The organism is Ketobacter alkanivorans (assembly GCF_002863865.1).
Taxonomy (GTDB): domain Bacteria; phylum Pseudomonadota; class Gammaproteobacteria; order Pseudomonadales; family Ketobacteraceae; genus Ketobacter; species Ketobacter alkanivorans.
This window is the reverse complement of record NZ_CP022684.1, coordinates 1,862,671-1,884,374: the sequence shown is the minus strand read 5'-3', so window position 1 is coordinate 1,884,374 and position 21,704 is coordinate 1,862,671. Positions and strand designations below refer to the sequence as shown.

General features: G+C 49.1%; 15 protein-coding genes and 1 pseudogene. 10 read left to right on the top strand and 6 right to left on the bottom strand.

Annotation, left to right across the window (positions count from 1 at the left end):
• Window positions 1-28 precede the first annotated feature (28 nt).
• From Kalk_RS08100 to Kalk_RS08060, 9 genes are all read left to right on the top strand, one after another.
• Window positions 29-817 carry a crotonase/enoyl-CoA hydratase family protein gene (locus tag Kalk_RS08100; protein ID WP_101893724.1) on the top strand — a complete coding sequence of 263 codons (789 nt, stop codon included), beginning with the start codon at window positions 29-31 and terminating at the stop codon, window positions 815-817.
• Complete coding sequence (locus Kalk_RS08095) at window positions 814-2,868, top strand: acetyl/propionyl/methylcrotonyl-CoA carboxylase subunit alpha (protein WP_101893722.1); 2,055 nt, start codon at window positions 814-816, stop codon at window positions 2,866-2,868. Before Kalk_RS08100 ends, Kalk_RS08095 begins: the two co-directional genes overlap by 4 nt.
• Window positions 2,865-4,019 (top strand): acyl-CoA dehydrogenase family protein, encoded by a 1,155-nt coding sequence (locus Kalk_RS08090; RefSeq protein WP_101893720.1) that lies wholly within the window; start codon window positions 2,865-2,867, stop codon window positions 4,017-4,019. Before Kalk_RS08095 ends, Kalk_RS08090 begins: the two co-directional genes overlap by 4 nt.
• Window positions 4,016-5,071 carry an MBL fold metallo-hydrolase gene (locus Kalk_RS08085; RefSeq protein WP_101893719.1) on the top strand — a complete coding sequence of 352 codons (1,056 nt, stop codon included), beginning with the start codon at window positions 4,016-4,018 and terminating at the stop codon, window positions 5,069-5,071. Before Kalk_RS08090 ends, Kalk_RS08085 begins: the two co-directional genes overlap by 4 nt.
• A complete protein-coding gene (locus Kalk_RS08080) occupies window positions 5,068-5,757 on the top strand; it encodes a nitroreductase (protein WP_101893717.1) in 690 nt (229 codons plus the stop codon). Before Kalk_RS08085 ends, Kalk_RS08080 begins: the two co-directional genes overlap by 4 nt.
• A gap of 58 nt (window positions 5,758-5,815) precedes the next feature.
• Complete coding sequence (locus Kalk_RS08075) at window positions 5,816-6,130, top strand: hypothetical protein (protein ID WP_101893715.1); 315 nt, start codon at window positions 5,816-5,818, stop codon at window positions 6,128-6,130.
• 137 nt (window positions 6,131-6,267) lie between these two features.
• Window positions 6,268-6,507 carry a WS/DGAT domain-containing protein gene (locus Kalk_RS08070; protein WP_199768031.1) on the top strand — a complete coding sequence of 80 codons (240 nt, stop codon included), beginning with the start codon at window positions 6,268-6,270 and terminating at the stop codon, window positions 6,505-6,507.
• A 71-nt stretch (window positions 6,508-6,578) separates the two neighbouring features.
• Window positions 6,579-7,901 (top strand): oxygenase MpaB family protein, encoded by a 1,323-nt coding sequence (locus Kalk_RS08065; RefSeq protein WP_101893711.1) that lies wholly within the window; start codon window positions 6,579-6,581, stop codon window positions 7,899-7,901.
• A 141-nt stretch (window positions 7,902-8,042) separates the two neighbouring features.
• Window positions 8,043-8,720 carry a peroxiredoxin-like family protein gene (locus Kalk_RS08060; RefSeq protein WP_101893709.1) on the top strand — a complete coding sequence of 226 codons (678 nt, stop codon included), beginning with the start codon at window positions 8,043-8,045 and terminating at the stop codon, window positions 8,718-8,720.
• Between the two features lie 7 nt (window positions 8,721-8,727).
• Here the strand turns inward: Kalk_RS08060 and Kalk_RS21665 are convergent, their stop codons facing one another.
• Both Kalk_RS21665 and Kalk_RS21660 read right to left on the bottom strand, forming a co-directional pair.
• Window positions 8,728-10,890: a molybdopterin-dependent oxidoreductase gene (locus tag Kalk_RS21665; protein ID WP_407656820.1), complete on the bottom strand. Its 2,163-nt coding sequence runs from the start codon at window positions 10,888-10,890 to the stop codon at window positions 8,728-8,730.
• Between the two features lie 831 nt (window positions 10,891-11,721).
• A pseudogene (locus tag Kalk_RS21660) lies at window positions 11,722-12,393 on the bottom strand (FAD-dependent oxidoreductase); the annotation flags it as partial.
• A gap of 219 nt (window positions 12,394-12,612) precedes the next feature.
• Between Kalk_RS21660 and Kalk_RS08050 the strand changes: the two are divergent.
• Window positions 12,613-13,611: an AraC family transcriptional regulator gene (locus Kalk_RS08050; protein WP_101896248.1), complete on the top strand. Its 999-nt coding sequence runs from the start codon at window positions 12,613-12,615 to the stop codon at window positions 13,609-13,611.
• A 26-nt stretch (window positions 13,612-13,637) separates the two neighbouring features.
• On the opposite strand, the gene Kalk_RS08045 is transcribed toward Kalk_RS08050, so the two are convergent.
• The 4 genes from Kalk_RS08045 to Kalk_RS08030 all read right to left on the bottom strand — a co-directional run bounded on the left by Kalk_RS08045 (window position 13,638) and on the right by Kalk_RS08030 (window position 21,518).
• Window positions 13,638-15,668: a TonB-dependent receptor plug domain-containing protein gene (locus Kalk_RS08045; RefSeq protein WP_101893707.1), complete on the bottom strand. Its 2,031-nt coding sequence runs from the start codon at window positions 15,666-15,668 to the stop codon at window positions 13,638-13,640.
• A 163-nt stretch (window positions 15,669-15,831) separates the two neighbouring features.
• Complete coding sequence (locus tag Kalk_RS08040) at window positions 15,832-18,711, bottom strand: 7TM diverse intracellular signaling domain-containing protein (protein ID WP_101893705.1); 2,880 nt, start codon at window positions 18,709-18,711, stop codon at window positions 15,832-15,834.
• 152 nt (window positions 18,712-18,863) lie between these two features.
• Window positions 18,864-20,597 (bottom strand): bifunctional protein-serine/threonine kinase/phosphatase, encoded by a 1,734-nt coding sequence (locus Kalk_RS08035; protein WP_101893704.1) that lies wholly within the window; start codon window positions 20,595-20,597, stop codon window positions 18,864-18,866.
• Window positions 20,598-20,672: 75 nt separating this feature from the next.
• Window positions 20,673-21,518, bottom strand: coding sequence for a formate/nitrite transporter family protein (locus Kalk_RS08030; RefSeq protein ID WP_101893703.1), 846 nt, complete (start codon window positions 21,516-21,518; stop codon window positions 20,673-20,675).
• Window positions 21,519-21,704: the final 186 nt, after the last annotated feature.

The following is a 21,704-nucleotide window of genomic DNA, read 5'->3' as shown; positions in this document are numbered from 1 at the left end:
TGATAGCGAGAATTGGCGAGAATCAAATATGAATTATAACACCATCCGCGTCACCATCGATCAGCGAGGCGTGGCCACGCTGCTGCTGAACCGCCCTGAGCGTCATAATGCGATGAATGACGAACTGATCAGAGAAGTAACTGATGCTGCACGTGAGCTAGACAGAAATCCTGAAGTAAGAGCTGTGGTGCTAACTGGTGAAGGGGAATCCTTCTGTGCCGGCGGCGACCTGAAATGGATGCAGGGGATATTTGATGCCAGTCGTGCCGAAAGGGTTGCAGACAGTGCCAATCTGGCAAGTATGCTGCGCACCCTTAATGAGTTGTCTAAACCTCTGATTGGTCGCATCAACGGGCAAGCCTATGGTGGTGGCACCGGTATGATGTCGGTATGCGATATTACCATAGCTGTGGAATCCGCAAGCTTTGCCTTAACCGAGGTGCGTCTTGGTTTAACGCCCGCCAATATCTCTACATTTGTAGTGGCTAAAATGGGTCGCTCAAATGCTCGCCGCACGTTTCTGAATGCGCGACCACTTAGCGCTGCCAAGGCCAAAGATTTGAAGTTGGTAGATGAAGTGGTGCCGGATGATCAGCTTGATCAAGCCGTGGAAGAAGAACTGAAATATGTTCTTCAATGTGGGCCCGGTGCCATCGCCGCCACTAAGAAGCTGATCTTCTACGTGGACAGTCACGATACGGATACCAACCTTATATATACCGCTAATCTGTTGGCAGACACATGGGAATCAGAGGAAGGTCAGGAAGGTATTCATTGCTTCTTTGATAAGAAAGCTCCTGGCTGGAGGCGAAAATGAGTACTATAAAACGTCTTTTGATCGCTAACCGGGGGGAAATTGCTTGTCGGGTAATCCGTGCCTGCAAACGATTAGGAATAGAGTCCGTTGCCGTATACTCCGAGGCAGATCGTCATAGCTTGCACGTACAACAAGCTGATATGGCAGTGCACATTGGTGGTGCTGCGGCCAATGAGAGCTATCTTGATGCTAATGCGATCCTGGCTGCGGCACAGAAAATCAGTGCCGATGCCATCCATCCTGGCTATGGCTTTCTTTCGGAAAGTACTGCCCTTATTTCATTGTGTGAAAAAAATGGAATTATCTTTGTCGGCCCGAGCATGGAAAGTATTGCTGCTATGGGGTCAAAGATCGAGGCGAAAGCGATTGCTCAAGCTTTGGATATTCCCACCGTGCCGGGATATAACGGCGATGCCCAGGATCTTGAAACCCTGCTGACTAAAGGTAACGCAGTTGGGTTTCCTCTGCTGATCAAGGCCAGTGCCGGTGGTGGTGGCAAAGGCATGCGTATTGTTCATGAGGCCTGTGAATTCGAAGGAGCGCTTAAACAAGCCCGTCAAGAGGCGTCCAGCGCCTTTGGTGATGATCGAGTCTTGCTGGAAAAATACATTGTTCGCCCACGTCATATTGAAGTGCAACTGCTGGGTGATGGCCACGGCAACATGCTACACCTGCTGGATCGGGAATGTTCGATACAGCGCAATTATCAAAAAGTGATTGAGGAGGCCCCGGTCAGCCATCTGGATGATGATGTGCGACAGCAGCTATTCGACTGCGCAGTGAGGCTGGGCCGCCACTTGGGTTATCGTGGTGCAGGTACTGTTGAATTCATTCTTGATGCCGATAGTCGTGAAGCCTATTTTCTGGAAATGAATACTCGCCTTCAGGTGGAGCATCCTACTACTGAACTGATAACCGGTATTGACCTGGTGGAATGTCAAATTCGGGTTGCCCGAGGTGAGGCGCTGCTTTATACCCAGCAAGATATTCGTGCCAATGGCCACGCCATTGAGGCCCGTGTTAACGCGGAAGATCCGGCTAACGATTATCTGCCCGAGATCGGCACCATCACTTTGTATCGGGAACCAATAGCAGAAGGTTTGCGTATCGACAGTGGCGTGGCTCAGGGATCTGAGATAACCCCTTACTACGATTCATTGGTGGCGAAAATCATTGCTCATGGGGGCAGTCGAGGGTTAGCGGCGCAGCGCTTGTTGCAGGGTCTGAATAACTTCGCCATTGGTGGAGTGAAAACCAATCAAGAGTTCTTAACGAGTATTCTTACCCGCCCTGCGTTCCATCAGGAACTTACCACTCAGTATCTGGCACAGCAGTTTCCAAATGGCTGGCAACCATGGGGCGAATCCATGCATGCAGCCATCGCTGCAGCTGCTCTGGCTATGCAGCAGGAATCTGCAGGCTGTAATCCGGTTTCCGGCACGCCCTGGCAAACCATGGGGGGTTGGCGCTTAACTCAACTGGCCGGTACTGTCGCCACGTCACATCTGTGGTTGAAAACCGCCAATGGCCTGCAAGCAATGCAAATACAGGGGCGTCATGGCAACTACTTTGTCACGCTAGTTGAGGGCTGTGATGATGGCGCAAAATCAGTAAGCTTTCCAATCAAGCTTTATCATTCTACCGATAGTAATGGTTTGCAACGGCAATGGCGGGTAGAGCTGGAAGGCACCCACCGTAATTTGGATATCGCAATTGTCGGTAAGCAGGTGGCACTCAGCTCGCCACGCCTGCGTCGTAGCTATCAATTTGTTGGCCTGGAGGAAAGCCAGTTGGGTGAAGCCGCTGCGGGAAAAAGTGCAGGTAATGATGTGCGTGCCGCTATGCCTGGCCTGGTCACCGATGTGCTGGTGCGTGAGGGCGACAGGGTGGAAGCCGGGCAAACCGGTGCCGTTATGGAGGCGATGAAGCTGATCCACAATCTGCCTTGCCCCGTTGCGGGTGTGGTTGCTCAAGTAAGAGTGGTGGCAGGTGATAACGTCGAAGATGGTGCAATTCTTATTAGCATACAACCCGATGATGAATCCTTATGACAAGTAACATACCCAATCCGTACTTCCTCGAAGAGCATCAGATGCTGCGTGAACAAGTGCGCCGCTTTGTAGAAAAAGAAATTGTCCCTAACGGTGATGAGTGGGAACGGGAAGGCCATGTGCCCCGAGCGCTTATGCGCAAGATGGGTGAGCTGGGCTTTCTGGGCTTAACGCATGACACTGATTATGGTGGCAGCGGTTTAGATGTGCGAGCTGCCACCGTGTTGGCCGAAGAGTTGGGCCGATCTACCTTTGCAGGGGTAACTATAACTGCTCTGGTGCACACTAATATGGCGTCGCCGCATTTGGCACTGGCGGGTAATGCCGAACAAAAACAAAAATACTTGCCAGATATTATTCAAGGTAAAACCATCACCGCTGTCTGTGTTACCGAACCGGCTGCAGGTTCAGACGTGGCAGGTATCCGAACTCGCGCCGTACGTGATGGAGATGACTGGATTATCAACGGCAGCAAAATCTTCATCACCAATGGTGTTTATGGTGATCTGTATATTGTGGCTGCGAAAACTGATCCCAATGCCAAAGGTTCCCGCGGTATATCTATGTTTCTGGTAGAGAAGGGTACGTCTGGCTTTAGCGTGGGCCGTTCTCTTAAGAAACATGGTTGGCGCAGTTCTGATACAGCTGAACTGTTCTTTGATAATGTCCGTATCCCTGCTGGAAATTTGCTGGGTGAAGAGAACAAAGGCTTCTATGCTGTTATGAAGAACTTCCAGCACGAGCGCATAATGCTGGCGGCAATGGGGGTTGGTGAGGCTCAGAAAGCACTTGATCTCACGATTGAGAATGTAAAGCAAAGGCAGGCCTTTGGTGGTGCCCTGTTTGATAAGGATGTGGTGCGCTTGAAACTGGCTCAAGCGCAAACTCAGGTGGACGCTGCCCGCAACTACTTGTACTACGTATCTTGGCTGGATGCTCAAGGTGTTGAATGCATTAAAGAGGTGTCTGGCCTGAAAGCGTGGGCCTGCGAGGTGGCGAATCAGGTGATGTACGAATGTGTACAGCTACACGGCGGCATGGGCTTTATGGAAGAAAGCATCATTGAGCGTATGTACCGTGATGCGCGAGTACTCACCATCGGGGGCGGGGCCACTGAAGTGATGTACGGCGAAGTGGCGAAGCGCCTGTGAGCCTGCGCTTTCCGTTTCAACACGCTCCGGGTAAGGCGGAAGCCTTCCATATCACACCAGACATCAAATGGTTAAGAACGCCACTGCCGCTGTCTCTCGATCACATTAACTGCTATTTGCTACGGGACACGGTTAACGACTCTGGTCAGGGTTGGTGCGTGTTGGATACGGGTATGAACGGTCAAGCCGCTATGCAGCAATGGCTGGACGTGATCGAAGCGCAACTACAGGGTGATCATATCAGCCGCGTGATTGTTACCCATCATCATCCAGACCACGTGGGGCTGGCAGGCTGGCTCTGCGATACCCATAAGGTTCCTCTGTATATGACGGAGGCGGAGTACTTCTATTCTCGCGCTTTTAATAGTGAAGCGCGGCAAGAACCCTATTGGGAAGTGAAGCAGTATTTCGATCAAACGGGTATATCAGAGGCTGATCGTAACGCACTGTTGGGTAATAAACATTACAAGCACTTGGTGTCGCCTGTGCCTGCTGCATTTCATAGGATACAGGATGGCGATATCCTTACCATAGGCCTGCATCAGTGGGAGGCCATCACTACCCGTGGCCATGCCCCGGAACACTTATGCCTGTATTGTAAGCAGCAGGACATCCTTATTTCCGGTGATCAGGTGCTGCCACAAATTACCTCAAATGTCAGCGTAACGCCTACACAGCCTAAGGATAACCCTTTACGACATTGGATGAATGCTCACACGAAAATGGCTCGCCGTGTGCCCGATAGTGTGTTGATTCTACCGGCCCATCAGCTGCCATTCTATGGTCTGCATGAGCGGTTACAGGCGGTGGTAGATCATCATCATGAACGGATGCAGGCCATTATTGCATTGCTGGAGAAGCCAAGAACTGCGCAGCAACTCACCGCTGAGCTGTTTGATAAAGAACTGGAACCCTTTCAGAATTTTTTGGCGGTGGGTGAGGTTGTGGCCCATTTGCATTACCTGCTGGAAGAGGGGAGAGTAATGCGAGAACTGAGCGGTCACATGTATTACTATGAAGCCAATAATACTAATGCAGAGGGTACATCATGAATCTTGAGCAGGCGACTCTGGCTGAGTGTTTTGAGGCCGTGGTCACTCAGCGCCGATCGGTGCGTGGTTTTAAAAAGCAAGTTGTTGGTCAGGCACTGATTCAGCACGTCTTTAGCATTGCCGGCCGGGCTCCTTCTAACTGCAATACTCAGCCTTGGGCCGTACATGTGGTGAGTGGTGGCAAGCTGGAGCGTCTGCGTGACATCCTGCCGGTCAATACAATGCGTGGCATGACAACACTGGATTACCCTTATGAGCCAAAATATCATGGTATCTACCAAGAGCGTCAATTTGATGCAGCTAATCAAATGTACGGTGCGGTAGGGTTGGAGCGCAAAGACAAAGAGCAACGTATGGAAGTATTTATGCGTAATTATCGCTTCTTTGGTGCTCCCCATGTGGCATTTTTGTTTTTGCCTGAACACTTTGGACTGCGGGAAGCCGCTGATATTGGCATGTACGCACAAACCCTGATGTTGGCGCTCACCGCCCATGGCTTGGCTAGTTGTCCGCAAACTTCACTGGGGTTTCATGCTGATGCAGTACGGGAAGTGTTAGAGGTTGATGCCAGTTATAAATTGTTGTTTGGGATTTCGTTCGGATATGAGGATATCGACGACCCAATTAATAACACGCGTATGGGGCGAGCCGAATTAAGCGAAACCACGGTATTCCACGATCAATAATTTATTTAATAAGAAACACCGTATCTCATCAAAATAATATAAAGCAAGGAGAACATGTATGTCTAAAGTAATCGATTGCAGTTGGGATTTTGTTGTGAAGGCGCCTGGTGGCAAGGAAGAGAAAAGTGTTGTAACCCTTAAATCCGATGGCGCAACCCTAACGGGTACTATGAACAGTGAGGAGTATGGTGTTCAGGAAATTGAAGATGGGAAATTTGATGGAGAAACTCTAACCTGGAAGAGTAAAACCACCAAGCCAATGAAGCTGACGCTTAAGTACACTGCTACGGTTGATGACGCGAATAATATGAAGGGGTTTATCAAAGTTGCAATGGCCAAGCTAAAGTTTTCAGGTACCCCCATTCAAGCCTGAATCGCATCTAAAAGCACTGGCGCATACTAAAAACGTGGGTGGCTTGATGGTGTTCAAACTGCCCAATAATGCGCCTCTACATTATCGTTGCGACTTCTCCGCTGATACTAGGGCAAATATCGGGTTTTGGCATGCGAGTGTCAAAGCTATTTAATCTAGTGGGTTCTAATGTGGTCGCCACTCGCAGTAAGTTATATTTGAATGGTGCTGAATTAGAAGCCATGTATCCTATTTCAATTCTGTTTGATGGTTATGCCCTCAATATAACAACCGTTGGATACGCCGATCGTTTGGAAGCCTGTTTGGCTATTAACGGTGACCTGAATGGCGCGAAAGAGCAGACGCTGGCAATTCACGACACAGGTGAGCCTATTTAGTCCCCATTCAGTGCCATGTTCGCTGATTCAATGTTATCGTTTGAGATGGCATTTTTTAAAGGAAAGCGTATATGGCCATTAGCTTACAAGAACTAAAACAACAGGTTCGCTCACAGAAAGAGCGTATACCTTCGCTATATGGCGCAGTCGATTTTGACAAAACACCCACTCGGTTTGCGGAGCTAATCAGTGACCGTAGCCAGATGCCCCGTCGACTTGCGAAAAAGTTTAGGCCGGCCCTGCTGGCTGATGCTGAACGAATAGAGCGCGCTCGTGCTTATACCATGCTGGGAGATATCGTAGCAGATGCCTACGCTGCATTGATGCCTCGGTACGGATTCAGGAGCTTAATTGGCATGTTACAGAAAGCCTGTGATCAGGGCTTGGACGCAGTTCCTGATGCGCCACCAGAACTTATAGACTTTATTTTTGCCATGGAGAAGACCCCTGAATGGGTAGATATGAACCTGGTTGAAGAGGGCGCGCGCATTAGTCGTAACCAGATGGCCAACCTGACACCATTTGCGATTCGCGGTGCTTTTATTGCTACTTTTATGAACAAGTATTCGGGATTGCCAATGGCACTAACGGGTACGCTTTCCAGTGAATCTGCAGTGCAGCGAGTTAACGAAACGGCCAGCTTTTTTACAACGGCTACTTTGCCGGGGGCATTGCAGCGCTATGGCGTTGGCTTTAAGGCCGCCGCTATGGTTCGATTAATGCATTCCATGGTTAGATTTAATTTGCTTACACGATTAGATAAATGGGATGTCAATGTTTATGGCATCCCCATTCCCCAAGTAGATCAGATGCCAGCAGGCACCATACCAGGCTTTCTTGCGGCCTTTGCTGCAATGGGGAGAAAGAATAAGAAGTTCACATCGGAAGAGAGAGCTATTGTTGAGCTGTGTCGATATCAGAGCTATTTACTGGGTTTGCCAGAGGAGTTGCTCCCTGCCACGCCGAAGGCGATTGTGGATGTAATGATGGCATATTCGGGAACGCTGCGCGATGGTTATGACGATGAGACCTGTGGTGCCCTGGTGCGGGCCACCATGGCAGCCTATCGGCCCAAAGACAAACGCGTTCGCAGTCGTATTTATAATCAAGTGGAGAAAAGCTTCTCCAAAGTGTTTTTCTATCGCGTCTTTCTAAGTGAGGGCAACCGTTCTCTGGCTAAAAAAATGAATGTGAATGCGTCACCTATTGATTATCTGTTCTTTGCCATGGTGAGTGCATATGTCCTACCGCAAGTGGTTGCGACCAAAGTTGCGCAGCGCATACCTGTGATTGATGGGATCGTAGATCGAATGTTGGTCAAAAAGATCAACCGGCTATTAGTTGAATATGGCCATCCTGAATACACAACCGATGCATCCTCTTATAAAGGCTAATCTGCGGCCTGAACTGTTCCGAAGGTGACCTGCCGGTTGACACAGATCGACTTTGGCAAGGATACTGACGTCCGCTTGGAATGGAATTAGCCATGCTGCCAATCTGCGCGCGGGTGTATGGCGTGTAAACAGGAGTCTAATATGCGGATCGTAATCGGTTTTTTTGTAATCAATCTCTGTTTTCTAACCATGTTCGCTCATGCGGGTGGCATTGCATTGCCGGTGAAATTACCAGAGCTGAATGCCACTGATAATGCTGTACTAGGCTCCCGCGATGATGGTATTGGTCTGGCGAAGGGTGACAAAGTAGTCTCATTTGAAGTTAACGACCATACCGGGACGCCGGTTTCCTTCGAAAGTCTTAGGGCAAAAGGGCCGCTGCTGGTGGTGTTTTATCGTGGAGGTTGGTGCCCATATTGTAATCGCCAGATTCGCCAGCTCACAGAAGCCTGGCCTGAATTCAAAGCACGCGATGTGTTGCCTGTTTTGATTAGCGTTGACATCCCGGATGCTGCGGCAATGGTGTCCCGGACTTATGAAATTCCGTTCCCGGTATTGTCCGATCCTGAATTGGTAGTGCACGATCTATTTCGAGTCAGCATGAAATTAGACGATGCATTGATGCCCAAGTATCAGGAGTATGGCATCAATATCGAAGAATGGAGTGGCAAGCAGCACCATAAATTTGCCGTGTCATCTGCTTTTCTTATTGATAAGCATGGCACGGTAGTGTGGTCTCATACCTCTCTGGATTACAAAACACGCCCCACCGTGAACCAGTTACTGAAAGTAATTGATGACCATAAATCAGAGATTTAGACTCGGGTTATATGCCAACCAGTCTAACTGCAACCCCGTTAAGCGCTGCGTTGCCGGAAGCAGTATCCACAAACTGATCATCGGTAACATCATTTGCGCTTACGCCAGGATTACTTTGGGCCACGCGAAGGGCAATACCTTCTCGGTCATGTCCCCAGCCATGGGGCAGGCTCACTACACCCGGCATGATGTCTTCGGTAAGGGCTATGTCGACTTCAACTTCCCCCACTCTGGATATCAGCTTTGCGCGACCGCGGTCTTTCACTCCATGATGTTCTGCATCGTTGGGGTGGACTAACAGAGTGCAGCGATCCTTGCCTTTCACTAGCCTTTGACTGTTGTGCATCCAGGAATTATTGGTGCGCAGATCACGACGACCGATCAATGTCAGGGAGCCAGAATCTTTGATTTCTGAGTAGTAATGCCGTAACCGGGCCATGTCCTCCTTCATGAGCTCGGGAATCAGATTAATCATCTTGTCCTCTGTATAGAGGTGTTCTGGCAGTCGGGGGCGCATTGGTCCGAGGTCTAACCCGTGAGGGTGCTGTTTAAGTTCTTGTAGTGTGAGTTTGTAGGGGCCGCTTTGTAGACCGAAATCCACCACTTGTTCAGGGGTTGCTTCGGGTGGTTTTCCTGCTTCGTTATCTCCGGTCTTAAGGTGTCTGATGCGTTGGGTTAACCCTTGCATGATGTCCCAATCAGATCGAGTGTGGTCGTCGGGTTTAAATAACGGTTCTGCGAATTTGGCAACGTTGCGCACGGCCAACAGATTGAAGACTAGATCGTACTGCTCGTGTTCCAGTGGCCCGGTGGGGGGCAGAATGATATCTGCGTGCCTGGAGGTTTCGTTCAGATAGAAATCAAGTGAGACCATAAAGTCCAGACCTGCCAAGGCCTGATCCAATTGTCGACCATTAGGAGCAGATAGCACAGGGTTTCCTGCAATACACACAAAAGCACGTACTTGACCATCACCGGGTACCAACATTTCTTCGGCCATTGCACTGGTTGGCAGCTCTCGATTGAACTCCGGAAGGCCACGCACCCGGCTTTGATAATGGTTATAGCTGCCAGCCGTGGACGGCTTGATGGAAAGATCAACTGCTGGCTGGGTGAACATCATGCCTCCGGGGCGATCCAGATTACCGGTGATAATGTTTAAAATGTTAATCAACCAGTGATTGAGTGTGCCGAACGCCTGTGCTGATATACCCATGCGGCCATAGCAGATTGCTCGTTTGGCTCCGGAAAATTCCTCCGCAATGCGTATGATGTCCTTTTCTGGTATTCCACAGTGTGCACTGATCTGGTGTAGATCGAAGCCATCGAAAATAGTCTGCAATTGATCCCAACCCTTCAATAAGGGCTTAAGGTGATCAGGGTGGAATAGTTTGTTATTTATGATGTGTTGGATTATGCCAATCAGAAACAGTGCGTCGGTCGTTGGCCGTATGAACAGATGCTCTGATACATAGTGAGCGGATTCGTTGCGGCGCGGGTCCACCAATACTAATTTGCCGCGCTCACGGATACCTTCCAGTCGTTTAAGTACATCACCGGATGACATCAGGCTCCCGTTAGATGCTGCAGGGTTGGCTCCTAGCATGAGCATGTACTCAGTATTGTCGATGTCAGGAATCGTAAACACCTGTCCATGACCGAGCATGAGGTAAGACGTTAATTGGTGAGGCAGTTGATCTAATGACGCGGCAGTAAACAGGTTTTTTGAGCCCAATGCTTTGCGGAATTTACTGGTTGCCAACAGTAAGCCCAGATTATGGGAGGTAGGATTGCCCCAATAGGCGGCTACTGCATCGTGTCCATGATTTGATTGAATCCTCACCAAATTTTCTGCCACTTCATCCAAGGCGTCATCCCAGCTAATGGGGTGCCATTGACCATTGGCTTTTTTTAAGGGTGTTTTTAGGCGATCGGGATCATTGTGTAGATCCTGCAGTGAATAGCCCTTAGGGCAGATATGGCCTCTGCTGTGCGGGTCGTCTGGATCACCTTCGATTGATAGAATCTGATCGCCCTGGTGAGTGATTTTGACCCCGCACATAGCCTCACATAGTGTGCATGAACGGAAATGAATTTTCACCGGTAGCCTTGCTCGGGTCTGCTCGGCTTCTTCTTTCTTGGCACGGGCACTGTGAATGATCGCCAGCATTTCCGTAGTGTCGGTGATTTTTTTGCGAGGTCGTCCTTGTGCTTGGCCCAGTGCTTGTTCATGCTGATCCAGAAGACGCCAGTCTTCAAAGGTGACATATTCAACGTTGCGCTGTTTCAACAAAGTTTCGATCGTGCTGTTTTTCTCTCCAGGAATCTTTGTGTTCGGGCTTTTGATAACCAGATCATCAAGTAATGCTGAGATGCTTTCTTGTGCGCACTGTTTATTGCTGCCGATAACGCCGCTGGCTCCGCGTTTGATCCAGCCTACAGCATATTCTGAATCTGATAGGATCGCTTGATGATTTTCCACGCGGCCATGTTGATTCGAGATGACACCCTGTCGATGATCAAAGGCGACATTACCAATGGGTGAACCTTTATAGCCAATGGCATGAATAACAAGGCCTGCATTGATGATGCCCCGCGAAGTGGTGACGGAGTAGTTACCGACACCCTCAATGGCTTCCGGTACATGATTGAACAAAAAGCGGATGCGTTTGATCGGATTTGCAGTGGTGCCAGTCGGGGCTGGGTATTTGCGGTTGGCTATTTGTTGTAGCAGGGCAAGGTTCTGCCTGGTCTCACTGAACTCAGGTGTGTCGATCAACGCCTGAGTAGCAGAATCCAGAGTAAGGCTTTTGGGATCAACAATGAGCTCCAGATCAGGAATCGCCATTAGTTGTTCTAACTCTTTAGGTGTAAAGGCAGCTTGTGCGGCGCCTCTACGCGCCAGCAGGCACACTTCTCTTACCGAACTGTTATGCAGCTGCTTCAACGCGTAGTCAGCCATATCTGTAGTGCTCAGTTGTTGAGTGGGCAGCACTAGCATGCGGGCAATGTCCAATGCAACGTTGCCCATGCCGATGACCACGGCGGTTGAATGTGACAAGTCGACTTGGAGGGCCTGGTGATCGGGATGCCCGTTGTACCAACCGACGAAGGCCGATGAGCTTATTACGTTGGGTAAATCTGCACCTGGGATTGGAAGAGATTTGCTGGAGGAGCCTCCGGTAGCGTAAATAACACCACAGTAATGCTGTAATAGTTCTTCTCGACTGATATCAGTGCCAATGTTTACATTGCCCCAATAGCGCAAGCGCGAGTGATCGGCGATGCGCTCAAAACCGGCGGTGACTGATTTAATTCTGGGGTGATCCGGTGCAACGCCATAACGCACCAGACCAAAGGGTGTGGGCAGGCGCTCGAACATATCAACCTGGGCTAACGGCATCTGTTTGAGGAGTTCTTCTGCTGCATAGAACCCTGATGGCCCGGAGCCAATGATGGCGAAATGGCCTTGCAATGCGGCAGCGGCGGAATTGCCAGGTTGATGGCCGATACTTTCTTTGATTACAGGGTAAATAAGGGCCTTTTCCGCATTTAGAGCAATAAAGGGCTTCATATCCTCGGGCACAGCGCTCTGGGGGTAAATAGCGCGCTCAGGGCACTCGGCGAGGCAGGCATTACATTCAATGCACGCTTTGGGGTCGATATACAGCATATCCGGCCCTTCGCGGAAAGCGTCCACGGGGCATACATCCACGCAGTTAGTATGCTTGTTACCTATGCACGCCTGAGTTACCACGTATGCCATTATTCGCTCCAGAAGATGGTTTAAAAAAGGGGAAACAGGACATTTAGGGTAGAGCTTTGGTGCAAGTCTGTATCGACGCTTTCAGTCGCCATTGACATAATGTGCCAAGTGGTAAAAACTGCGTTGATGAACAATGACATAGCCTATCTGCCCACCAGTTTTCTTGACGTATTGTTACGCTATCTGGATGAGCGCGAGCTTGCTGCATCAGATCTTAGGCACTCCATTCATCTGTCGGCGCAAAATCAGCGTGTGGAAAGCCGTACTTTTTCGTCGTTGCTGGATGAGACTTACAGGGTTGACCCGGTGCCTGCATTAGGGCTTCGGATAGGCCGCATGGCCCAGCCTCAGCACTTTGGATTGGTGGGCTATCTGTTGGCATCCTGCAGCACTTTGGGCCAGGCATTGACCCGTTATGGCCGATTTCAGACGTTGGTATTGACTGATTTGAAGGCTGAAGTTCAGGTGCGGGGCAGTGATGTGATTCACGAGTGGTCTCTGCGCGGAAATGACAATGCGCTAAGCTGTGAATTCAGCGCGGCGATATTTATTAATCTTTATCAATCCCTCATCAAGAAACCCATTGCTCCTTCACGAGTTGGTCTTCCGATTCCAAAGCCTGCGCATGGCGATATATACCAAGCCATATTAGGCTGTCCGGTGGAGTTTAATTGCTCGTCGATCAGAGTAGACGTTCCATCCCATGTGCTGTTGATGGATATAGCAACCCGAGACCCTCATTTATTGAAGATCTTCGATCAGCAGGCAAATGCTATGCTGTTGAAAGACGCAGAGAGTTCGGGTTGTTTCGAAACATTTTTACAGGAATTGCAAGAGAACATATTAGCGGCGATGAATAATGGTGATACCCGCGCAAGTACCGTGGCGTCTCAAATGGGATACTCTCTGCGATCCTTCTATCGCAAGTTGAGTGTTAATGGTCATAGCTATCGATCAGTATTGGCTGATACCCGGCGGCGACTGGCGGTGCGTTACTTGGCTGATCCTGCACTGTCACCCTCCGAGGTGGCACTGCTTTTAGGATACTCGGAACAGAGTGCATTTATTCGTGCATTCAAACACTGGATGGGGCAAACGCCTGGTGAATATAGGCAGAACTTGTAATGGAGATTTAGGCGTTCTTGCGCAAGTTAGAATGCATAATTGAATCCGATGCTGACTTCTCTACCACGATAGGGGATTGCCGTCTTGATGCTTTCACTTTGTGGTGAAGAGGATACGGTATCATCCAGAATGTTTTTAACTTGGAGATTGATGGTGGTATGGCGATCAACCTGAAAGCCGATTTTTCCGTTCAGGGCATAAACAGCATCAATTCTATCGCCGTGCTCATCCGGAGGCATAGATCTTTCACTGTTATAATAACCACCGAGATTTACCGTAACAGAGTCATGGCTGTAGTTTAGAATAAAGGAAGCCAGGCGTTCTGACTCTCGATAGGATGCATCTGGCAGCTTCAGGAAGTGTGTATAGTTGGATCTCAGCGACCAGCGATAACCAATCGGCAGTATAGCTTCAAGCTCGATGCCGCCACTGTATTCCTCATCTTCGTTGATGTTGGCGCGTTTACCGTCGCTGAACGTTGCTGTGTCAATCCTGTTTTCTATCACGTTGTAAAAAACACCCGCCGTAAACGTAGATTGATTTTTTTGGGTGACCCAGATCAGCTCGCTGGTGCGGATGGTTTCCGCCTTCAGATCCGGGTTGCGCACTACAGTCAAATTTTCCTTAACAAACGTCTGAAGAAAAGAAGGTGTTCTATAGGCTTCTGCTAACAAAAGTTTGATGGATGAGTTTTCAGTAAGTTTACGTACTAATGCAAACCTTGGGCTGATGTGGTCATCGAAACCTGAGTAGTTGTCATAGCGGATACCTAGCACCAGATCGGTTTTACTATCCCATTGATGTTGCAGTTGAGAGTAAGCGCTTTTGGTAACTCTATCCTCTGTTTCAATTACTTCGTTATAAATATCACCCTCTGGGCTGTAATCTACCGGATATTGCCTATTGGAAAGCATGCTGGTGTCATAGTTGGCTAGCACCCGGGCGGTACGAAGATCATCCTTCGCCCACTCAAGGCCAAATTGCATGTTTGTGTTGGCGGTTATTTCCCAGTCGTTAAGCCATTGCGCCAGGGTTGTGTCTGCCTCGAACAATACATCACCAACGAGTGGGGCATTACTACTGGGATTGCTGATTGCTGCAAGGGCGCCGGGATTGGTGGCCTGAGATTGGGAATTACGGTTTTCTTCGCTATAGCTGAGCTGTACAAGGCTATGTACATTACCCAGTTCGAATGCTTGTTTTGCAGTAATCTGATTGAAATAGTGCCTCATTTCGTTAACATCATTGCTGATGGCGCTGACACTGTAATAATCTTTGGATTCAAAATTGATGTGTTCAGCGCTTAGCTGGGTGTCTTTGTAGCCGAGCCGGAAAGCGAAGTTACTAACTGCCTGTGGATCTTGTGTCGTTTTCAAGTCATCCCCGAGGCGATCATCCAATAGATACTCCTGGCCTTTGTCCTGATAGCCAGAGAGGAATGCATCAAAGTGCCAGAATCCAGCATTGTTGCTGATCTGCGCCTGAAGTTGCTGGCGGTCAGGCTGGCCCACTTGCAGTGCCAGCTCATTGTTGCTGTCCACCGTGATGATGTTTATAACACCCAGAAATGCGTTCGAGCCATAAAGCGCTGATCCGGGCCCCCGTATTACCTCGATACGCTCTATGCGAGCGATGGGCATTAAGCTTGATAGCAAACTGGCGCTTGAGGTTCGAACTTCATGCCGGGGGATGCCGTCGATGAGCAGTAAAATAGCCGAAGTCTGTTGGCCTGTATCACTGCCCCGGGAAGAGTATAGATAGGATGCGCCGGCGTCATTATCGCGGCTGGTCTGGTAGCCCGGAACAAAGTTCAACAGCTCATACAGAAAGTCGATTCCCATAGAGCGAAGCTCGCTCTGGCTGAATACGGTTGCGGCTGACGGTACGTTTTTTAGTGTTTTGGATGTGCGTGTAGAGCTGGTTATTTCGATGTTGATTAGCTCATCCAGGGATAAGTTAACCAGGTCATCGAATCTACGTGATTCGGCTTTTGCCGTACAACAAAGCAGTAGGCCAACCGCAGTGATGATAGTTGTGGCAGTGGGAAGGCTCCCCATTTTATTGTTCCACAAGCGCCCAGCTCCATAGAATGGCTCTCAGTCTCGATTGGTATCCTCGGTTTTCTGCTATCCGAGCTTTAAGTATAGAGAAAGTATAGACAATCGCTCATATTTATCCTGTGATTTACATGAATCAAGCTTGATAGGGTGGTCAGCTGGGCTAGCGGCTGTCTTGGAAGCTGGTGGTCTCGTTGTTCTCGATGTCGTTTATATCACCGAAAATGGACTGCAAAGCAGCCTTTAACTCATGGATTTTAACCGGTTTGCTGAGCATCGAATCCATGCCGGCGGCTAAGCACTCTTCGAGTTTTTGTTCTTTGCTGTGGCCGGTTAATGCGATTATGGGGATGCGCGAGTAGGCTGCGGTGGTGGCATTTCGTATGGCCCTGCTGGCGTCCAGCCCATCCATATCGGGCATTTCCACATCCATAAGCACTGCATCGAAAGCTTGTAGTTTGACCGCTTCCAGAGCTTCTCTTCCATTTTTAACACCCTGATATCGGTATCCTAACTTCTTCAAGTAGATCATTAACATCTTTAGGTTAACTTCATTATCATCGGCTACCAGAATGGCTTTGTTGCTATGGTGGAGCTCCTCTTGAGTCGGGAGGGAGGCTTGTAGTTTGTTGGGGCTGGAGTCAATAGAGCACACAAGGGATTCAGGGTTTTGGGGTAACTCGATATGAAAGCAGGTTCCACATATTGGGCTGCTGGCACACTGGATGTCGCCGTCATGAGCACTAACCAATTTTTTCACTATAGCCAATCCTAGGCCAGTGCCATTTGCTTTGCCGTGGGTTACGAATGGTTCAAACAAGTCGGCCTGGATTTGTTCTGGAATGCCCGGGCCATTGTCCTTTGCTTCTATGATTATGTTGTTTTCGACCAGATCTAAACTAAGAGTGAACTTAGGCGAGGCGATGTAGTGCGCAGACATTGCATCCCGTGAATTGGTGGCTAGATTGAGTATCACCCGACGCATTCGCTCTGCATCCAGCGACATCATTCCGTGATAGTTAATGTTGGTTTCCAGTTCTACGCCACGACTCTCAAAAATTGCCCTGAGAACTTGAGCTAGATCATAAATGTATTCAGCCGAATCTACCTGAGTGATATTGAGCTTGATATCATCGGTACTAAACTCCAGTACTTCGTGGGCCATGGACGAAAGTCGGCTGGCTTCCTCGCTGATAATATCCAAATATTCATTTCGCATTGAGGCTGGTATGTGCTGATCTCTGGAAAGATCTGCGTATCCTAATATGGCTCCGATAGGATTCTTTAGATCATGAATAATGGCAGCTGCCATTGCACCAATGCTTTGTAGGCGACCGTTCTCCTCTGAATGCAGACTTTCAAGTTTCAGAGCGAGTGCATTGGTGATGCCTTGCAGCAGGTTGCTGTCAGAAAACGCTTCTGCCTCTTCTAATTGGTAGTGGTGTATCTCTAGAAAGGCGTGGGCATCTTTTTTTGGATTTAATGGGACTGTTAAGACGCCGTTGTTGAGGGTTGTGCGCTCAATGTTTTTTAACTGTTTGCACTGGGTGTTGCTGGCCACTTCGGGAGGGGCTTCTGCAGTTGGCATGCTGTTTTGATAGAGTGTGTAGCGCCCATAACCTTTACTGTTTCGATAAGGTAGGTACAGGTAAGCCTGTTGCAGGCTTATGTGTCGATCCAGTTTTTTTAGATAACTTAATGCGATGCTGCTGGCGTGATGTTCAGTGATTGCACTGGCCATGTCAGTGGTGGCCAGAAGAATTTGATTGATTATCTGGTTTTTCTCTTCCAGTTCTTTGTTGGTGCTACGTTGAATGTCGAGCACCTGAGCCTGTGCTCTGTATCGTTTATGTCGCTCCAGTTTAATTCGATAGGCCAGGGCGAAAGACAGCAGAAGGCCTTCGGCCAGCGCGCCTATTTGTTGTCCATAATCAAAGATAATAATGCTAGGTAGAATACCCATATGACTGAGCGTGATGGCAACACTGCCAGTGAGCAGTGCAGCCCAAGATAGCGTATAGAAGCGGGCTAGAATTTCACCTTTAAAGCACAGATATAAGCCTATTATGATGCCAGAAGTAGCTCCTGTGCAGGAAAATAGGGCGGCCAACTTAACCGTGATGATATAGGGTAGAAAAAGATTTAGGATGAAAACAGCTGCACCGGCAAAGCTGTGCCCCAGGATCAGTATGGGTATGGCTTTATGTAGACGTTTGAGTTCTAGAAAATGATAAGCAAAAAGGGTGGCTGAGAAAATGTTGGCGCTGATCGACCCCACCAATACGGCGTTATTGAGGTAGGGTTTGTTTGGCCAGGCAAACTGTGCGAGCACTCCGTGAAAACTCATCACCACAAAGGTGATGGATGTCATGCTCAATACATACCATAGGTAATTTTGGTCGCGAGTCGATACTAGTAGAAAGAGGTTGTAGATGATTAGGGCGATCATTGCTCCCACAAAAACCAGTTGGGCAGCAAATGCGAGTTGATCGGTTTTAAAAAATGCTTCCGTGCTCCACAGCTCAAGCGGTAACTGCATTGCGCCGTAAGATTCGCCGCGAATGATTAACTGAATGCTTTGTCCGGCAGGAATGTCAATCGGTATTAGGAAATTTCGGTGGGCCAGAGGTCGAGTCGAGAACAGCCGTTGATCCCCGGTCTGTGCGACAGCAATGATGGTGTCTCCTGTCACCAGATAGATATCCAGATAGTCCATCATGGTGTAGGGCATATCCAGGATAGCGTTTAATGATTCGCCACGATTATTATTGAGTATGACGCTGAACCAATGTGGGCTTACTCCCAGGCCCAAATTGGGGATTTCTTGTGTGCTTGATTGCCATTGAAGGGGAGAGGTAGGGTTTAAGACTTCCTCGGGTGTCAGATTTCCTTTGTTGTCTTGTAGAATCAGTAGGTGTTGGCCCAAAGAAAGATGACCTTCAAAATCACTTACATCGACGTTGTTGTTGAATGCGACTGCCTGACTAGAAAACAGTGCGATGAATGTCAGTGAACATAAATACCCGATCAGCTTGTCAACCATACAACGGCTCCGGAATCGATCAGGCAAAAACCTAATTTCGTTTCTTAATCTTTGTTCATATATATATTCAGAGTAGCACAGCCGTGCAAAATAACCGTTCTAGCGGTGGCTTTGCAGGCAAAGCTAATGAGCTAAGGCGGCGCGATGAGCGTTCAGTGTTGTAGCCTGTCGTACAGCAATACCAGTACGACGATACAGAGCATAAAAGATGTGCTTTTCCAGAACAGTAGAGGATCTCGTTCAATGAGGGGTGGGCGTGTTTGGTTTAAGAACGCCCGGCTGGGTTGACGTAATTCGTGTACAAATTCAGATAGATCTTCATGTCGTTTGAAACGATCAGGATGCACGGCCTTTTTGATGGCGTGATCTATCCATGCCGGAATTTCCCGGTCATCCTCCAATACGGTTTGATAGTGCATGTTGCGCTGCCCCGCCTTGGTGGTGATTTTAGCAACTTGGGCGCCATACGGGAGTCGCCCCGATAACATTTGATAGGTAATTACTCCTAGTGAAAACAAATCTGATTCTTCTGAGCCGGGTTCACCTAGAAAATATTCCGGGGCGGCAAACTGGATGGCTCCTGGGACTGCAGCTCTGTTTAACGCCGTGGTGATTTCCAGCAGGCCAGCTACTTGTGTGGAACCAAAGTCAATGATTTTAACGGTGCCGTTCTGATCAATTAGAACATTTTCAGGGCGCAGATCCTGATGCAGCATTTCCATTCTATGAAACGCGCGCAGGCCTTTGGCAATTTGCTCCACGATTTGGCGCACGGCTTCTACGTCCGGCTTTGGGTGATCAGTCATCCATTGCGCTAGGCTCTGTCCTTCAATATATTCCATGGCGATATAGAGATATTGGCGTTTACGGATTTGTTGGCAAGCCTTTAGAACGTGCACATTATTAATGCGACGGGCGATCCATTCTTCCATCAGAAATTGTTCGAGATAGGCCGGGTCTTCGCGCAGATCAGTGGAGGGTGTTTTTAACACAACCTGTTGTTGGGTGTCATTATCCAAGGCAAGATAGACGTGACTGCGGCTGCTGGAATGCAATTCCCGTACAATGGTGTAACCGTCGAATATCTTGCCGGGTTCGAGTTCCGGAGGGAATGGAAGTTCTGTGAGTTGTTGATAGATCTCACCGGCAGTTTGTTCTGGTACCGTATCGATGCGCACGATCTGTACAGTGAGGTTGTCAGTACTTCCCTGTGCCAACGCATGAGCTACGATCTGTTGCGCCGCAGTATTTAAATCGTGACTATGTTGTTGGACCGCTTCAGCAATATAGTGACCATCTACATACTCATATACGCCATCGGTTGCTAGAACAAAAAGGTCTCCAGGTGCAATAGGATGTGCGTGGTAGTCAATCTCTACCTGTGGATTGATGCCGAGGGCACGGCTTAAATAACTTTGATTTTGCGAAACCCAGAAGCGATGATCTTCGGTTAGCAGTTGTAGGTTTTCTTGCTGCAGGCGATAGATTCGGCTGTCACCTACATGGAATATATGGGCAGTGTTGGATTTGAATACCATGCCGCAGAAGGTGCACACGTAACCCTTGTCGCGCTCGTAGGCGTACTGGCTTTGCCGGGTTTGTGTGTTTAGCCATGAGTTGCTGGCCAAGAGAACACTTTGTGCTGATTTGGAAACGGACCACGCCTCTGACGTACAGTAGTAATCAGAAAGAAAGCCGCTAACGGCGGATTCGCTGGCGATCTGGCTGACATCACTGGAGCTGATGCCATCTGCCAGGGCGACGGCAATGCCCTTAGTGGTCAGTAATGGCTCTTTGGGTACGAATGCACCATGAAAATCTTGATTGGACGATTTACGGCCCTTGTCTGAATGCTGACCGATGGAAAGTTTTAAATGATTGTTCATGGTTCCCGCCGCTGTAAGTAAAACGCCCCGGCGGAATGATCAGCCGGGGCGTACAGGTTACTAGAACCGCGTTGGTTATGCAGCCGCGCTGGGAGCCGCAGCTGGTGCTACCGGCAGTTTGCGCTTGGGTGCAGTACGAGCGTGGGTGCTGTACAGAGTCAGGCCGGTAAATGCCAGACCGCCTACCAGGTTACCCAGTGCTGTGGGGATTTCGTTCCAGATGAAGTAGTCCGCAATGGAGAAATCGCCGCCCATGATCAGGCCAAAGGGGAACAGGAACATGTTTACTACAGAGTGTTCGAAACCCATGAAAAAGAACAGGAAGATGGGCATCCACATGGCGATGACTTTGCCGCTGACGTTGGTGGAAATCATGGCTCCTACAACACCCATGGAAACCATCCAATTACACAACATGCCACGCAGGAAAATAGTAAACCAGCCCGCTGCACCGTACTCGGCATAGCCTAATGTACGCGATTCACCGATGCTTGCTACTTTCGTGGCAATGGCGCCACCGTCGGTGTTGAAACCGTAGGTGAACACGAATGACATCATGGCTGCGACGGTCAGGGCGCCGGCGAAGTTGCCCAGAAAAACCAGACCCCAATTACGCAGTATCTGTGGGATGGTCACGCCGGGGCGTTTATCCAGCCACGCAAGCGGAGTGAGTACGAATACCCCGGTAAGCAAATCAAAGCCCATCAGGTAAAGCATACAAAATCCGACAGGGAACAGAATCGCGCCGATCAGGAAGACGCCAGTCTGTACAGCGATGGTGATGGCGAAAACTGCTGCCAGAGCCAGGATGGCACCTGCCATAAAGGCTCGGATCAGGGTGTCGCGTGTGGACATGTAAATCTTGGATTCACCTGCGTCCACCATTTTGGTGACGAACTCAGTTGGTAATAAATAGGCCATTGGTCTCAATCCCATAGTTAAGTGATACAGGGGATGTCCCCAAGAACATCCAGGACTTTGCATCCATGCTGGGGATTTAGCAAAGACCGAGCCAATATTGTTTTTGCTGCTATCTCAAGGGTTGGAGACGTGTTTGAAAGCGGATCGGGGGGAGTGGCGCGCATTCGTGGTGCGCCAGATGGAGTG

Bases quoted from the DNA above. Each gene is read 5' to 3' on its own strand.
- Kalk_RS08065 (WP_101893711.1), top strand. From the start codon at position 6,579: ATGGCCATTAGCTTACAAGAACTAAAACAACAGGTTCGCTCACAGAAA.
- Kalk_RS08045 (WP_101893707.1), bottom strand. From the start codon at position 15,668: ATGGGGAGCCTTCCCACTGCCACAACTATCATCACTGCGGTTGGCCTA.
- Kalk_RS08060 (WP_101893709.1), top strand. From the start codon at position 8,043: ATGCGGATCGTAATCGGTTTTTTTGTAATCAATCTCTGTTTTCTAACC.
- Kalk_RS08075 (WP_101893715.1), top strand. From the start codon at position 5,816: ATGTCTAAAGTAATCGATTGCAGTTGGGATTTTGTTGTGAAGGCGCCT.
- Kalk_RS08080 (WP_101893717.1), top strand. From the start codon at position 5,068: ATGAATCTTGAGCAGGCGACTCTGGCTGAGTGTTTTGAGGCCGTGGTC.
- Kalk_RS08100 (WP_101893724.1), top strand. From the start codon at position 29: ATGAATTATAACACCATCCGCGTCACCATCGATCAGCGAGGCGTGGCC.
- Kalk_RS08050 (WP_101896248.1), top strand. From the start codon at position 12,613: ATGAACAATGACATAGCCTATCTGCCCACCAGTTTTCTTGACGTATTG.
- Kalk_RS08030 (WP_101893703.1), bottom strand. From the start codon at position 21,518: ATGGCCTATTTATTACCAACTGAGTTCGTCACCAAAATGGTGGACGCA.
- Kalk_RS21665 (WP_407656820.1), bottom strand. From the start codon at position 10,890: ATGCTGGCGATCATTCACAGTGCCCGTGCCAAGAAAGAAGAAGCCGAG.
- Kalk_RS08095 (WP_101893722.1), top strand. From the start codon at position 814: ATGAGTACTATAAAACGTCTTTTGATCGCTAACCGGGGGGAAATTGCT.
- Kalk_RS08040 (WP_101893705.1), bottom strand. From the start codon at position 18,711: ATGGTTGACAAGCTGATCGGGTATTTATGTTCACTGACATTCATCGCA.
- Kalk_RS08035 (WP_101893704.1), bottom strand. From the start codon at position 20,597: ATGAACAATCATTTAAAACTTTCCATCGGTCAGCATTCAGACAAGGGC.
- Kalk_RS08090 (WP_101893720.1), top strand. From the start codon at position 2,865: ATGACAAGTAACATACCCAATCCGTACTTCCTCGAAGAGCATCAGATG.